This window comes from Pseudomonas sp. GL_090 (genome assembly GCF_057837765.1).
Genome location: NZ_CM174452.1, coordinates 5,360,299 through 5,373,610, shown reverse-complemented (window position 1 = coordinate 5,373,610; position 13,312 = coordinate 5,360,299). Strand labels below are relative to the sequence as shown.

Annotated in this window: 15 protein-coding genes and 1 riboswitch; of the genes, 9 read left to right on the top strand and 6 right to left on the bottom strand. The window is 60.1% G+C overall.

The window, feature by feature from the left end; genetic code table 11:
- Window positions 1-264 precede the first annotated feature (264 nt).
- Window positions 265-504 (bottom strand): hypothetical protein, encoded by a 240-nt coding sequence (locus AC3ITA_RS24200; RefSeq protein WP_095945291.1) that lies wholly within the window; start codon window positions 502-504, stop codon window positions 265-267.
- Between the two features lie 205 nt (window positions 505-709).
- Here AC3ITA_RS24200 and AC3ITA_RS24195 point away from each other — a divergent pair, with 205 nt between their 5' ends.
- Window positions 710-1,294 (top strand): YajG family lipoprotein, encoded by a 585-nt coding sequence (locus AC3ITA_RS24195; RefSeq protein ID WP_057713333.1) that lies wholly within the window; start codon window positions 710-712, stop codon window positions 1,292-1,294.
- A 123-nt stretch (window positions 1,295-1,417) separates the two neighbouring features.
- Here AC3ITA_RS24195 and AC3ITA_RS24190 read toward each other — a convergent pair whose 3' ends face one another.
- The gene (locus AC3ITA_RS24190; protein WP_033052291.1) at window positions 1,418-1,624 is read right to left on the bottom strand and encodes a hypothetical protein; all 207 of its coding nucleotides are present in this window, start codon (window positions 1,622-1,624) and stop codon (window positions 1,418-1,420) included.
- 190 nt (window positions 1,625-1,814) lie between these two features.
- Between AC3ITA_RS24190 and AC3ITA_RS24185 the strand changes: the two genes are divergently transcribed.
- Window positions 1,815-2,093, top strand: coding sequence for a hypothetical protein (locus AC3ITA_RS24185; RefSeq protein WP_095945292.1), 279 nt, complete (start codon window positions 1,815-1,817; stop codon window positions 2,091-2,093).
- Between the two features lie 77 nt (window positions 2,094-2,170).
- Here AC3ITA_RS24185 and AC3ITA_RS24180 read toward each other — a convergent pair whose 3' ends face one another.
- On the bottom strand, window positions 2,171-3,337 hold the full coding sequence (locus AC3ITA_RS24180) for a 1-acyl-sn-glycerol-3-phosphate acyltransferase (RefSeq protein WP_414928613.1): 1,167 nt from the start codon (window positions 3,335-3,337) through the stop codon (window positions 2,171-2,173).
- 140 nt (window positions 3,338-3,477) lie between these two features.
- Here AC3ITA_RS24180 and AC3ITA_RS24175 point away from each other — a divergent pair, with 140 nt between their 5' ends.
- The 4 genes from AC3ITA_RS24175 (at window position 3,478) to AC3ITA_RS24160 (ending at window position 5,530) form a co-directional block, all read left to right on the top strand.
- Window positions 3,478-3,660 carry a CPXCG motif-containing cysteine-rich protein gene (locus tag AC3ITA_RS24175; protein WP_095943450.1) on the top strand — a complete coding sequence of 61 codons (183 nt, stop codon included), beginning with the start codon at window positions 3,478-3,480 and terminating at the stop codon, window positions 3,658-3,660.
- Window positions 3,661-3,669: 9 nt separating this feature from the next.
- On the top strand, window positions 3,670-3,930 hold the full coding sequence (locus tag AC3ITA_RS24170; protein ID WP_007997086.1) for a putative signal transducing protein: 261 nt from the start codon (window positions 3,670-3,672) through the stop codon (window positions 3,928-3,930).
- 35 nt (window positions 3,931-3,965) lie between these two features.
- The gene (locus AC3ITA_RS24165) at window positions 3,966-4,589 is read left to right on the top strand and encodes an SOS response-associated peptidase (RefSeq protein WP_489278549.1); all 624 of its coding nucleotides are present in this window, start codon (window positions 3,966-3,968) and stop codon (window positions 4,587-4,589) included.
- A 122-nt stretch (window positions 4,590-4,711) separates the two neighbouring features.
- Window positions 4,712-5,530, top strand: a complete 819-nt coding sequence (locus AC3ITA_RS24160; protein ID WP_095943451.1) for a M48 family metallopeptidase — start codon at window positions 4,712-4,714, stop codon at window positions 5,528-5,530.
- Window positions 5,531-5,653: 123 nt separating this feature from the next.
- Here the strand turns inward: AC3ITA_RS24160 and AC3ITA_RS24155 are convergent, their stop codons facing one another.
- The 3 genes from AC3ITA_RS24155 to AC3ITA_RS24145 all read right to left on the bottom strand — a co-directional run bounded on the left by AC3ITA_RS24155 (window position 5,654) and on the right by AC3ITA_RS24145 (window position 8,500).
- Complete coding sequence (locus AC3ITA_RS24155) at window positions 5,654-6,238, bottom strand: TMEM165/GDT1 family protein (RefSeq protein WP_020799770.1); 585 nt, start codon at window positions 6,236-6,238, stop codon at window positions 5,654-5,656.
- Window positions 6,239-6,326: 88 nt separating this feature from the next.
- A riboswitch (yybP-ykoY riboswitch) is annotated at window positions 6,327-6,451 on the bottom strand.
- A 51-nt stretch (window positions 6,452-6,502) separates the two neighbouring features.
- Window positions 6,503-7,501, bottom strand: coding sequence for a methyltransferase (locus AC3ITA_RS24150; protein WP_095943453.1), 999 nt, complete (start codon window positions 7,499-7,501; stop codon window positions 6,503-6,505).
- A gap of 33 nt (window positions 7,502-7,534) precedes the next feature.
- On the bottom strand, window positions 7,535-8,500 hold the full coding sequence (locus AC3ITA_RS24145) for a 2-hydroxyacid dehydrogenase (protein ID WP_150672432.1): 966 nt from the start codon (window positions 8,498-8,500) through the stop codon (window positions 7,535-7,537).
- Window positions 8,501-8,590: 90 nt separating this feature from the next.
- On the opposite strand from AC3ITA_RS24145, the gene AC3ITA_RS24140 reads away from it, so the two are divergent.
- From AC3ITA_RS24140 to AC3ITA_RS24130, 3 genes are all read left to right on the top strand, one after another.
- Window positions 8,591-9,220: a LysE family translocator gene (locus AC3ITA_RS24140; RefSeq protein WP_056726246.1), complete on the top strand. Its 630-nt coding sequence runs from the start codon at window positions 8,591-8,593 to the stop codon at window positions 9,218-9,220.
- A gap of 161 nt (window positions 9,221-9,381) precedes the next feature.
- Window positions 9,382-11,064 carry a fatty acid--CoA ligase gene (locus tag AC3ITA_RS24135; RefSeq protein ID WP_489278545.1) on the top strand — a complete coding sequence of 561 codons (1,683 nt, stop codon included), beginning with the start codon at window positions 9,382-9,384 and terminating at the stop codon, window positions 11,062-11,064.
- Between the two features lie 338 nt (window positions 11,065-11,402).
- A complete protein-coding gene (locus tag AC3ITA_RS24130) occupies window positions 11,403-13,298 on the top strand; it encodes a DUF1302 domain-containing protein (protein ID WP_095943456.1) in 1,896 nt (631 codons plus the stop codon).
- Window positions 13,299-13,312 lie beyond the last annotated feature (14 nt).

Below are 13,312 nucleotides of genomic sequence, written 5' to 3'. Positions count from 1 at the left end.
AAACGGGCAAACAGCTCAGTGACCGAGCGTAATGACAGCTCTGCAGATTCGCGAAAAGTGGAGGTTTTGCTCAACAAAACAGCAAGCGCGCCAGCTTCACTCGATCTGTGTGGGCGGCTCTCTGTGGGCGGTGCGGGGTGTCAATACAAGCGCATTGACGATGCTGCGAGGCCCGATCAGGAGACGTCCTTATAATCGGGGGGAGATTGTATCTAAGAAACGCAGGGAAATGGTCGTGTTTAATGACTTTTATTAGGTGTTTGGTCAGGTCGTCAGCAGTTGCTGTGCGCGAGACCGTGGTCGGTGCTGCTGCGAAACGACACGGACACCGGCGGGCAGCGGCTGATTCAGCCAGTTCAGGCGGATCTCTTCGATTTCAACCCAGCCGTCGCCCATGGGCTGGAGACTGCATTGCTTGAAGGCCTGGCAGTGGCCGTTGCGGTCGAGCAGGGCGAAGCAGCGATGCAGTGGGCGTGGCGCGAACAGAGAGATCAGATGGCGCATGGCGAAGTACCGTTTGGGTGACTGCCCAGAAGGTTGCCTGTAGGCCATTACGTGCAAGTGTATGGGGGGTGACATCTGTGTGACAGGAACCGCATGGTCAAAGGGTTTGTCAGAGATTTCATCAAACACTGTGCGGTGCTGGTTCCCCGCAGTGGCGCACCGCTATACTGCCGGCCTGTTTGTGCCTGATTCTGGAGAGAAGAGCATGTTGCAACGCCTGTTGTTCGGTTTGATCACTGTGACCAGTTTGACCCTGGTTGGCTGCGCCCACAGCCCGCAACAACTGAGCCCGGAACCCAAGCTGACGGCTCAACTGGCGCCCGTCGGCCACGGTCAGCCTGTAGTGGTGCGTGTGGTGGACGGACGTCCATCGCCAACGCTCGGCACCCGTGGTGGCCTGTACCCGGAGACCAGCGCGATTACCGTACAAGGCGCGCAGATCCTGCCGAAACTGCAGGCTCAGGCCGAAGCTGCCGTGCGCCTGTTGGGCTTCACCCCGACCGCCAATGCGGCGAACGCACCGCAAATCACCGTGACCCTGGCCGAGCTGAAGTATCAGTCGCCTAAAGAAGGCATGTACGTGACCGAAGCGACCATCGGCGCGACCTTCCGCTCCGATGTGCAGAACGCCAACCGTCGCTACAGCGGCCGTTATGGTGCGTCCCTGGACCAGCGCTTCGGTATGGCGCCGAACCAGGAAACCAACACCAAGCTGGTCAGCGATGTGCTCAGTGATGCATTGACCCGCCTGTTCAAGGACCCGACCGTGGGTCAGGTGCTCGGCGAGTAATGCGAGCCCCTGTAGGAGCGAGCCTGCTCGCGATGGTCGTTAACGATTACGCGGGAATCTGATACCCCGCGGCGTCTTCAAGTCTATCGCGAGCAGGCTCGCTCCCACAGGAGATCTGGGGTGTCAGGCGGCTTGCGAGTAAAAGTCCAGCACGCTCACGCCCGTCAGCAAATCCGCCTCTGGCAAATCCGCATGCTGGTGGCCACCGAGTGCGCAATACACCAGCCAATGACGATCCTGAACGTTGAAGGCGAGGCTGCCGACGAGGGCTTGTTGTTCTTCGCTGGGGGTGATGAGGTAAAGACGATCCTGGTTTTCGGCGTGGAGCATGACGTGATCCGTGTCGGTTTCGAGGCGCGCATGTTCGCCGATACAGATGACGAAGCCGTGACTCAGGACAGCCGTTGATCAAATGCTTCGTTATTTGTCGGAAACAGAGGGCAGGTGCCGACGCTTTCGGTAGAATCCGCGCCGCGGTCGCCGGCCCGGCACCTGCCATCTGTTTTACTTGAGGTTTGTGATGTCGCTGCACTTGATGACGCTGTTTACCGCCCATCCCGCCAAATTGATCAATCTGCTGGCCTTGCTCTTTGCCTTCCCGGGCGGCTGGTTGCTGCACGCCACCCGTCGCCGCGAACTGCGTGCGATGGCCAGTTTGCAGGCGCAGCGCCAGAGCAGCCCCAAGGTAGAGCCCACGCTGGACTGGGCGACCTTGCGCATGAACCGGTTTTTTTACATCTGCGGCTTTGCGTGCATGGGGATGGCGCTGCTGGTGTCGTGGATCAGCACTCAGGTCTGAGTAATCGCAAAACCTGTGGTGAACAGATACAAAAGCGGCGCCTCGAGGGCGCCGTTTTCACATTCGGCCGAAACCGCTTACAGCGGCAATCCTGCCTTCACCCGGTACTGATTGCGTACCGGCGTCGCATATTGAAGCACCAGGTATGGACGATGCTCTTCAGGGCAGGCGTCCAGGCGGCGTTGCCATTCTTCCTGGGCCTTGGCCAGTTCCTCCGCCGGGAACATTTCGGCGGCTTTCGGCACCTGCAACTGCGGATCGGCGTCTTTCCACTGTGCATAAGCCAGGTAATGCACGGGGAACAAGCGGTATCCACTGAGGATTTGCCTGTCCATCTCGATCGCCAATTGCTTGGTGTCTTCGAACAGTTCGCTGATCGGCGCGGCAAAGTTCACGTGCACTCGGCCCTTGTAGCCGGTGATGCCCTTGGCGATGCTCACGTCATCCTCGCCCGGCACCTTGGTGTAACTGCCGGTGGTGGCGCGAATGTAAAGCTCGCGGGCCTTGGCCTGATCGCATGGGTCGTATTCGTAGCTGATCGACACCGGGGTCAGGTTCAGCGACCGGATGACTTCGCCGAACGGCTCGTCCTTGCGGCTCATGTGGAACATCTTGAGGATTGCCGATTCGGTACGGTCGTCACCGTCCTTGGCGCGGCCTTCGGCCTGGGCGATCCAGATCGAGGCGCAATCGTTGCGGATCGAATGGTTGATGTACGCCGACAGTAATTGATAAGCCGCCATTTTCTCCCGGCGTCCGCTGATCGAGCGGTGCACGATAAAGCTCTTGTTCAGGCGCATCAGGTCGCTGACGAAAGGCTTTTGCAGCAGGTTGTCGCCAATGGCGATGCGTGGCGTCGGCAGGCCGGCGTGGTACACGGCATAGTTGACGAAGGCCGGGTCCATCACGATGTCGCGGTGATTGGCGATGAACAGGTAGGCGCTGCCGGACTTGAATTGCTCCACACCGGTATAGGTGACACCGTCGGTGGCGCGCTCGATGGTATGGTCGACGTAAACCTCGACTTTGTCCTGTAACGTGGCCACGGAGTTAATGCCGGCAAACTCACGGCGCAGCCGATGGGCTATAAGAGGTTTGAGTGCCCAGCCTAAAGCGCCGGCGAAACGCGGGAAGCGGAAGTGGGTGAGGATATCTAGAAACGCCTTGTCGCCAAGCAGCCGTGCCAGCACTGCCGGGACTTCGCTGTCGTCGTAAGGTCGGATGGCATCGAATTCGCCCATCATGCTCTCTTGTTAGAAACGGCTAGGGTAAGTAAAGGTTTTGATCGAAAAACCGGCGGGGCACGGTCTGAAAAAGTAGCCAGACAAAAATAGCCCTGCAAATAGACCGGCGATTATACGCACAAGTCACCTGGGAGACCGCGATGCTGGAAACTGCGCAATATGAATGTCCGTATTGTGGTGAGGAAGTCGAGACGACGCTGGATTTGTCCGGTGGCGATCAGACCTATATTGAAGACTGTCAGGTGTGCTGCCGGCCGATAACCTTCGTGTTGCAGGTTCATGAAGAGGAATGGCATCTCGACGTGTTCAGCGAAAACGAGTGAGGAGCGTGTATGCAGCGCATCTACGATCCGGAAAACCTGATGGAAGGCGAGTTGCTGCAGGGCATGCTCGCCAGCGAAGGCATCGAGGCGCATCTGGTGGGCCGTGATTTGCTCGGGGGCAGCGGCGAGTTGCCGATCTATGGCCTGCTCGGGCTGTCGGTCGATAACGACCAGGCCGAATACGCCCGCGAGCTGATCACTGCGTACAATGCCGCGCTGCCGCTGTCCGGCGATGAACCGGACAGCTTTCCCGGCACGCTGGTCTGTTAGGCTGGCGTTCGTTTGATCAAGAGCCGTGTTGCCCCATGTGTGGACGTTATGCCCTGTTTCGCTGGAACCCCGCCTTCGCGGCGCTGCCCGGTTTTCCCGCCGACCAGCAGGCGCAGTGGAACATTTCCCCCAATGATTCGGTGTTGATGCTGCGGGCCGGGCCTGACGGCCAGCGCACGCTGGCACGCGCGCGCTGGGGCCTGACGCCACCCTGGCTGACCGATTTGTCCCGCACGCCGGCCCACGCCCGCGCCGAAACCGTTGCCGAACAGCCAATGTTTCGCCAGGCCTTGCGCGAGCGCCGTTGCCTGTTGCCGGCCAATGGTTTCTACGAATGGCGCGGCACGACGCGCAAGCGCCCGTACTGGCTGACGCCGGGGGAGGGCTCGTCATTATTTTTTGCGGCGATCTGGGAGGCCTACCCGGTACAGGAGCAGGTGTGGCTGAGTACCGCGGTGATCACCCAACCGGCGGCGAGCCAGCGGCGGCCGTTGATTCTTGATGAGGCGGGGCAGGCCGTGTGGCTGGACCCCGAGACGCCGTTGCATGCTTTGCAAGCCTTGCTGGCCAGTGAGCCTGCCGCATTGCGCGAACGGGTTTTGGCCAACATGGTGAATGATCCGAAGCTCAATGGGCCGGAGTGTCTCACTCCGGGTTGAGTTATTGGGTGGCTGAACGACGATGTGAGCTTTGTCTGAATTGTGCGTCTTACGTCCATCGTATCTGGCGTCGATACATTTCCACGCCTAGGATACGCGGCATGTTTTCAGGGAGTTTTTTGATGAACAAGATTTTGGTTGTCAGTGTACTGAGCGCGGCGCTATTGCTCACCGGTTGCCAGTCGGTCAATACCACCAGTGGCGGCGCCGTGGGTGTGGAGCGCAAGCAGTACATGTTCAGCATGTTGTCCGCGCAAGAGGTCGACCAGATGTACGCCCAGTCCTATCAGAAGACAGTGGGCGAGGCGTCGAGCAAAGGTGTGCTGGACAAGACCAGCAATGAAGCCCGGCGGGTTCAGCTGATTGCCGACCGGCTGATTGCCCAGGCGCCGAACTTCCGTCCGGACGCGGCCCAGTGGAAGTGGGAAGTCAACCTGATCAAGAGCGATGAACTCAACGCGAACTGCGGTCCTGGCGGCAAGATCATCTTTTACACCGGGCTGATCGACAGCCTGCATCTGACCGACGATGAAATCGCCGCGATTATGGGCCATGAAATCGCCCACGCCCTGCGCGAGCACGGTCGTGAAGCGATGTCCAAGGCGTACGGCATGGAAATGGCGAAGCAGGGCGCGGGTGCGTTGTTCGGGTTGGGGCAGGACACACTGGCTCTGGCCGATACAGTGGCCAACTATGGCATGACCTTGCCCAACAGCCGCGCCAATGAAAACGAAGCGGACCTGATCGGTCTGGAACTGGCCGCCCGCGCCGGTTACAACCCGAATGCCGCGATTACCTTGTGGAACAAGATGACCAAGGCTTCGGAAGGTTCGCCACCGGAGTTCATGAGCACTCACCCGGCGTCGTCGAGCCGTATTGCGGCGTTGCAGGCGGCGATTCCGAAGGTCATGCCTTTGTATGAGCAGGCCAAGAAGTCCTGATAGTCATGTGCTGAGGCTGCTGGCCTCTTCGCGAGCAGGCTCGCTCCCACAGGGAAATGCATTCCAACTGTGGGAGCAAGCCTGCTCGAGATGAACGATAACGCGGTCTAACGACCTATCGGGTCAAACCCACCCGCTGCTCTGCATCGCCTTGTACACCGCGACAATCGCCAGGACGAAGAACGCCGACGCCGCCAGTCGACGGATCAGGGTCAGTGGCAATTTGTCCGCGGCAAAGTTACCGGCCAATACCACGGGCACGTTGGCAATCAGCATGCCGAGGGTGGTGCCGATGATCACCAGCCACAATTCCGGATACTGCGCAGCCAGCATCACGGTCGCGATCTGCGTCTTGTCGCCGATTTCCGCCAGGAAGAACGCGATCAGCGTGGTCAGGAACGGCCCGAACTTGCGGGCGGTGCTGGCCTCGTCGTCATCCATCTTGTCAGGGACCAGGGTCCACAGCGCCGTGGCGGCGAAGCTCGCGGCGAGGATCCAGTGCAGCATCGTGTCCGAGAAGAAACTCCCGACCCAGGCACCGACCGCACCGGCGGCCGCGTGGTTGGCCAGGGTCGCGGCGACGATACCGGCGATGATCGGCCAGGGCTTGCGGAAACGGGCAGCGAGAATGAGCGCGAGCAGTTGCGTCTTGTCGCCGATTTCGGCCAAGGCAACGATTGCGGTAGGTACGAGTAGTGAATCCAGCATCAGGGTTTTCCTAAGGGGCGGGTCGACACGGCTATGACACGTACAGCCTTCCCGCCCCGGGTAAGGTGTTCGTGTCATAGGTCTTGTCAAACCCTGCGATCCATCTGATGTGGATGCTTGGGTCGCATGCGCCATGGTCTTTTGACCAAGTATGTTGACGCATGCCGGACGAGCGTGGCGCTCGTGGGAGACTACTCCCCTAGGACGGAGCGGATTCTGCCTAGGCAGAATCCATTCGGCAAGCCTTCTTTTTCAAAAGAAGTTCTATCCGCGCTTGGCCCGGTAGATCCGAAAGCCCTGTCCTTCGGCCTTGATCGCACACACGCCAAGGTGCTCTTCGATCAGCGGTTGATACTTCAGGAAGCTGTTGGCGACCAAGCGCAGTTCGCCACCGTTTTTCAGATGTTTTGCCGCTTTTCGCAGCAAGTTTTCCGTTGCGAAATAGTCGGTGTGCACGCCGACATGGAACGGCGGGTTGCTCAGGATCGCACTCAAACCCATCGGCGCGGCATCGATGCCGTCACCGGTAATCACCTCGGCTTCCAGACCATTGGCGGCCAGGGTCAGACGACTGCTGGCAGCGGCAAAGGCATCCACGTCCAGCAAAGTGACCTGATTGTGCGGGTAACGACGCTTCACCGCCGCACCCAAAACCCCTGCGCCGCAGCCGAAATCGAGCAGGTGACCGCTGGGCAGTTTGTCCAGATGCTCCAGCAACAGCGCACTGCCGCGATCGAGGCGGCCATGGCTGAACACCCCCGGCAGGCTGATGACCTTCAACGGGCCTTCGGCCAGCGGCAGTTCGTAGGTCTGCGCCAGGCTTTCCAGCGGTTTGGCTTGCGGCGCGTTGGCCACGGTGACCAGCCAGAGCTGGCAGTGACGCGCGCTGTCGAGTTTGCGTGGCTTGCCGAACGGATTGAGTTGTTTGGCGGCACCTTCGATGCCGCTTTTTTTCTCTCCGACCAGGTACAGCTCGCGACCAGCCAGCCGCGAGGCGAGGGCGTTGAGGATGTAGTCGGTCAGGTCCTTGGCCTTGGGCAGGAAGACCACCGCTGTATCGAACTCGCGCTCGGGCGCGTTCACACCAAAATGGCTGCGCTCGGCGAAGCGGGCGTCCAGCGCGGCCTGATCGCCGGCGTGCCAGCACCAGCCATGAGCGTCGGGCAGGCGGCCCAGCAAGTCGTCGGCGGGCAAACCGGCCAACAACACCGAACCCTGGAATAACTCGGCCTGACGAAGCAGTACTTCACTGCGCGGATCCATAACTGCTCCCGTGGAAAAAAGTGCCGCAGTTTATCAACTGACGACCCGCAGCGCCTTACCGCTGAAGTATCCCAGTGCGTTTTCGGTCACTTGGCCAACGATTCGCTGGCGCGCTTCGCGGCTGCCCCAGGCGTTGTGCGGGGTGACGATCAGGCGCGGGATGTCGTGGGCCAGCAGCGGATTGCCATTGACGGGAGGCTCGACGCTCAGCACGTCAGTGGCGGCGCCCCCCAGATGTCCATTGCGCAAGGCGTCGGCCAGTGCCTGTTCATCAATCAATCCACCGCGTGCGGTGTTGACCACGAACGCGCCGGATTTCATTGAGGCCAGTTCGCGGGCACCGATGAAGTGGCGGGTATGTTCGTTGAGCGGGCAGTGCAGAGTCAGTGCGTCGATTTGCGGTAACAGTTCATCCAGCGGCAAGCGGTCCGGCCGGGCAGGGCGTCCGGGAATTTGCCCCAGCAGAACACGCATGCCGAAGGCTTCAGCCAGCCGTGCGACCGCGCCGCCCAATTCGCCATGACCGAGCAGGCCAAGGGTTTTGCCTTCGAGTTCGACGATCGGGTAATCCAGCAAGCAGAACTGTCTGGCCTGCTGCCAGCGGCCTTCGCCGACGGCTTTTTGATAATCGGCCAGGCGCGTGGCCAGATTGAGCAGCAGCATGATCGTGTGCTGCGCCACCGATGGCGTGCCGTAACCCTGGCAGTTACACACGGTAATTCCGTGGGCGCGGGCGGCGGCGAGGTCGACATTGTTGGTGCCGGTGGCGGTGATCAGGATCAGTTTGAGATCAGGGCTGGCGGCCATGGTGGCGGCATCGATCAGGATCTTGTTACTGATGGCGACGGTGGCGCCCTTGAGATGGTCGATGACTTGATCGGGCGAGGTCTGGGCGAACAGCTGCAAATCGCTGAAACAGTTGCGCAGCGGGGCAAGGTCAAGGTCGCCGAGGTCCAGGGACGGGTGGTCGAGGAATACGGCGCGGCGAGTGTTCGTCATCAACTGTACCTTTTGTGCAATGAACTGAAGGCGTAATCTGCCAGCCTACCAGATGAAATAAATAGTTACGCTTGGCCTGAAGGAGCCCCCATGTACTGGACCGAGTTCTTGACCGTTGCCCTGATTCACCTGCTGGCCGTGGCCAGCCCCGGCCCGGACTTTGCCGTGGTGGTGCGCGAAAGTGTTACCCACGGTCGTCGCGCTGGCACCTGGACCGCGTTGGGTGTGGGTACGGCGATTTTCCTGCACGTGGGTTACTCGCTGTTGGGTATCGGCCTGATCGTGTCCCAGTCGATCGTGCTGTTCAATGCCTTGAAGTGGGCGGCCGCCGCTTACCTGCTGTACATCGGTTACAAGGCGTTGCGCGCGCAACCGGCCAAGCCTGTGGCAGACGATCTGCACAAGGAAGCCGGGGAGCGCACCGCCCGTGGTGCCTTCACTTCGGGGTTCGTCACCAATGGTCTCAACCCGAAAGCCACCCTGTTCTTCCTGTCGTTGTTCACTGTGGTCATCAATCCGCAAACGCCACTGGCCGTGCAGGCCGGTTACGGGGTTTACCTGGCGGTGGCGACAGCGATCTGGTTCTGCCTGGTGGCGATGCTGTTCAGCCAGCAGCGCGTACGCGCCGGTTTCGCCCGCATGGGTCACTGGTTCGACCGGACCATGGGCGCGGTGCTGATTGCAATTGGCGTGAAGCTGGCTTTTACCGAGATGCATTGATTGCGTAGTGACTGCAGGCCGAGAATCCCTGTGGGTGATGGCGCAACGCTAGCATTCGTAGGGTTCTGCAAATCATTCCTTTGGCTGATTTGGCTGACCTTCAAGGGCACTACAGTGCGTACTTTCAGTCACGACCGTGCAGTCAGATTAAAGGGATTATTATGTTGCAGACTCGCGTTATCCCCCCGGCCGAAGGCGCTTACCAGTACCCGCTGTTGATCAAACGGCTGCTGATGTCCGGTGCCCGTTATGAGAAAACCCGCGAGATCATTTACCGCGACAAGTTGCGCTATAGCTACCCGACCCTGATCGAACGGGTAGCCCGCCTGGCCAACGTGCTGACTGCGGCCGGGGTCAAGCCCGGGGATGCCGTGGGTGTGATGGACTGGGACAGCCATCGTTACCTGGAATGCATGTTCGCCATCCCAATGATCGGCGCGGTGATCCACACCATCAACGTGCGCCTGTCGCCGGAACAGATCCTCTACACCATGAACCACGCCGAGGACCGCTTTGTGCTGGTCAACAGCGAGTTCGTCGGCCTTTACAAGGGCATCGAAGGGCATCTGACCACGGTCGACAAAACCCTGTTGCTGACTGACCTGCCGGAAAAAACCGCGGACCTGCCGAACCTCGTCGGCGAATACGAACAGCTGCTGGCCGCGGCGAGCCCGCAGTACGACTTTGAGGATTTCGACGAAAACTCGGTCGCGACCACGTTCTATACCACCGGCACCACCGGCAATCCCAAGGGCGTGTACTTCACCCATCGGCAACTGGTGCTGCACACCATGGGCGTGTCGACCATCATGGGCGCGATCGACAGCGTGCGCCTGCTGGGCACCAACGACGTGTACATGCCGATCACCCCGATGTTCCACGTCCACGCCTGGGGCTTGCCGTATGTGGCGACCATGCTCGGGCTCAAGCAGGTGTATCCCGGCCGCTATGACCCGGAGTACCTGGTGGAGTTGTGGCGCAAGGAGAAGGTCACGTTCTCCCATTGCGTACCGACCATTTTGCAGATGGTCCTCAATGCCAAGGCCGCGCAGAACGTCGACTTCGGCGGCTGGAAAATCGTCATCGGCGGCAGCGCCCTGAACCGCACGCTGTACGAGGCGGCCAAGGCCAAAGGCATTCAGTTGACCGCCGCCTACGGCATGTCGGAAACCGGGCCACTGGTGTCGTGCGCGCATTTGAACGACGAATTGATGGCGGGTACCGAAGACGAACGCACCACTTACCGGATCAAGGCCGGTGTGCCGGGGCCACTGGTGGAGGCGGCGATCGTCGACACCGAGGGCAACTTCCTGCCCGCCGACGGTGAGACCCAAGGCGAGCTGGTGTTACGCGCGCCATGGCTGACCGAGGGGTATCTCAATGAACCGCAGAAGGGCGCCGAGCTCTGGGCCGGAGGCTGGCTGCACACCGGTGACGTGGCGACCCTGGACAGCATGGGCGTGATCGACATTCGTGACCGGATCAAGGACGTGATCAAGACCGGTGGCGAGTGGATCTCCTCCCTGGACCTGGAGGACCTGATCAGCCGTCATGCGGCGGTACGCGAAGTAGCAGTGGTGGGGATCCCCGATCCGCAGTGGGGCGAGCGGCCGTTTGCCCTGCTGGTGATCCGTGAGGGACACGTAATCGGGGCGCGGGAACTCAAGGAACACCTCAAGCCGTTTGTGGAGCTGGGACACCTGAGCAAGTGGGCGATTCCGAGCCAGATCGCCCTTGTTACTGAAATTCCCAAGACCAGCGTTGGCAAACTCGACAAGAAGCGCATTCGTGTCGACATCAGCGAATGGCAAGCCACCAACAGTACCTTCCTCTCGACGCTTTAAGCGTCTCCTGGCGTGCCCGAAAGGGCACGCCGGCCCCACCAAGCAAGCGCTTGGCTTGTCAAATCGAATTTTTCAGCCATCCTTGCCGTGCCGACGGGTGTCGGACTGGCGAAAGGACTGTTCCAGAGTGGCTGGCAACTGCAAATCACACTTTAGAGGGATCAAGCGCTACTACCTGCTGGCTATAGTCTGCTCAAGGATTTTTAAGAACGGGGCAACCGCACGAACAGGGGCGATGCAACTTTGGAATGACTTTGGGATGCCATGGCTCCCGGTTATCCACAACGTTTTTAGAAGTGCTCTTGCCATAAAAATAAAATGCACATGGAGTAGCGTCGATGACATCAGTTAATCAGTTCTGGCGCCGGGCGAAACTGCCCCTGGCTGTCAGTCTTGCCTCTACGCTCGCCGGGCCAGCATTCGGCGTCAGTTTCAACGTCGGTGAAATCGAAGGTCAATTCGACTCATCCCTGTCGATCGGTGCCAGTTGGTCTACCGAAAGTGCCAACAAGAACCTCATCGGTGTCAACAACGGCGGCAAGGGCCTGTCCCAGACTTCTGATGACGGTCACCTGAACTTCAAGAGCGGGGAAACCTTCTCGAAGATCTTCAAGGGCATCCATGACCTTGAACTGAAATACGGCGATACCGGTGTTTTCGTCCGTGGCAAATACTGGTACGACTTCGAACTGAAGGACGAAAGCCGTCCGTTCAAGGACATCAGCGACGAGGGCCGCAAGGAAGGCGCCAAGTCCGCCGGCGGCCAGATCCTCGACGCCTTCGTCTACCACAACTACGCCATTGCCGATCAGCCAGGCTCCGTGCGTCTGGGCAAGCAGGTCGTGAGCTGGGGTGAAAGTACCTTCATCGGTGGTGGCATCAACTCGATCAACCCGATCGACGTCTCCGCGTTCCGCCGTCCAGGTGCCGAGATCAAGGAAGGCCTGATCCCGGTCAACATGTTCTATGTGTCCCAGAGCCTGACCGAAAACCTCTCGGCCGAAGCGTTCTACCAAATTGAATGGGACCAGACCGTCGTCGACAACTGCGGTACGTTCTTCTCCCAGCCGGACATCGTCGCCGACGGCTGCGACGACAACCTGCGTGTGCTGGCAAAGCGCTCGCAAATTCCGGCCGCTGCCCTGGTGCCTTTGGCCGCCAACGGCGTCGACGTCAACGAAGAAGGTGTTCTGGTGCGTCGTGGCCCCGATCGTGATGCTCGTGACAGTGGCCAGTGGGGCGCGTCCTTCAAGTACATGTTCGATCCGCTGGACACCGAGTTCGGCGCCTACTTCATGAACTACCACAGCCGTGCGCCGATCTTCAGCGCCACCGGTGCGCCGCAGTCGGTCTACAATACGGCAGCGGGACTCCAGCAACTGGGTGGCCAGATCGCTCGACTGGCGCCATTGCTGGTGGCGGGTAATTCGCAGTACTTCATCGAATACCCGGAAGACATCCGCCTCTACGGCCTGAGCTTCTCCACCACCCTGCCTACCGGTACGGCGTGGAGCGGTGAGATCAGTTACCGTCCGAACGCTCCGGTGCAGCTCAACTCCACCGATATCCTGTTCGCTGGTGTACGTCCGTTGGGCGGCGCTCTGAGCAACGCTTCGCTGCTCAACGGTGTACCTGGTCAGGACTTGCACGGGTATAACCGCAAGGAAATCACCCAGTTCCAGACCACCCTGACACATTTCTTCGATCAGGTCATGGGCGCCAGCCGCCTGACCCTGGTGGGCGAAGTGGGCGTGACCCACGTCGGCGGGCTGGAAAGTTCCTCCGATGTCCGTTATGGCCGTGACCCGGTCTACGGTCCAGGTGAGTTGCCAGCTACTGGTGGCCAGAATACCTGCGTGGCGCTCAACGCCAGCACTATCGGCGGGGCCGGCCCGGGTACTCCGACCAACAACCTCAGCCGCAACTGCACCGACGAAGGCTTCACCACCGCGACTTCGTGGGGCTACCGCGGTCGTGCCATCTGGGAATACAACGACGTGTTTGCCGGTGTGAACCTCAAGCCGAACGTTGCCTGGTCCCATGACGTGAGTGGTTACTCTCCTGGTCCTGGCGGCAACTTCGAGGAAGGCCGCAAGGCGGTGAGCCTGGGTGTCGACGCCGAATACCAGAACACCTACACCGCAAGCCTGGCCTACACCAATTTCTTCGACGGCAAGTACACCACCGTGGATGACCGTGACTTCGTTGCGCTCAGCCTCGGCGTGAACTTCTAAGCACAGTATTTTCA

Coding starts and splice junctions, on each gene's coding strand:
- AC3ITA_RS24130 (WP_095943456.1), top strand. CDS start 11,403: ATGACATCAGTTAATCAGTTCTGGCGCCGGGCGAAACTGCCCCTGGCT.
- AC3ITA_RS24180 (WP_414928613.1), bottom strand. CDS start 3,337: ATGATGGGCGAATTCGATGCCATCCGACCTTACGACGACAGCGAAGTC.
- AC3ITA_RS24185 (WP_095945292.1), top strand. CDS start 1,815: ATGTCGCTGCACTTGATGACGCTGTTTACCGCCCATCCCGCCAAATTG.
- AC3ITA_RS24175 (WP_095943450.1), top strand. CDS start 3,478: ATGCTGGAAACTGCGCAATATGAATGTCCGTATTGTGGTGAGGAAGTC.
- AC3ITA_RS24145 (WP_150672432.1), bottom strand. CDS start 8,500: ATGACGAACACTCGCCGCGCCGTATTCCTCGACCACCCGTCCCTGGAC.
- AC3ITA_RS24150 (WP_095943453.1), bottom strand. CDS start 7,501: ATGGATCCGCGCAGTGAAGTACTGCTTCGTCAGGCCGAGTTATTCCAG.
- AC3ITA_RS24170 (WP_007997086.1), top strand. CDS start 3,670: ATGCAGCGCATCTACGATCCGGAAAACCTGATGGAAGGCGAGTTGCTG.
- AC3ITA_RS24135 (WP_489278545.1), top strand. CDS start 9,382: ATGTTGCAGACTCGCGTTATCCCCCCGGCCGAAGGCGCTTACCAGTAC.
- AC3ITA_RS24155 (WP_020799770.1), bottom strand. CDS start 6,238: ATGCTGGATTCACTACTCGTACCTACCGCAATCGTTGCCTTGGCCGAA.
- AC3ITA_RS24160 (WP_095943451.1), top strand. CDS start 4,712: ATGAACAAGATTTTGGTTGTCAGTGTACTGAGCGCGGCGCTATTGCTC.
- AC3ITA_RS24165 (WP_489278549.1), top strand. CDS start 3,966: ATGTGTGGACGTTATGCCCTGTTTCGCTGGAACCCCGCCTTCGCGGCG.
- AC3ITA_RS24190 (WP_033052291.1), bottom strand. CDS start 1,624: ATGCTCCACGCCGAAAACCAGGATCGTCTTTACCTCATCACCCCCAGC.
- AC3ITA_RS24195 (WP_057713333.1), top strand. CDS start 710: ATGTTGCAACGCCTGTTGTTCGGTTTGATCACTGTGACCAGTTTGACC.
- AC3ITA_RS24200 (WP_095945291.1), bottom strand. CDS start 504: ATGCGCCATCTGATCTCTCTGTTCGCGCCACGCCCACTGCATCGCTGC.
- AC3ITA_RS24140 (WP_056726246.1), top strand. CDS start 8,591: ATGTACTGGACCGAGTTCTTGACCGTTGCCCTGATTCACCTGCTGGCC.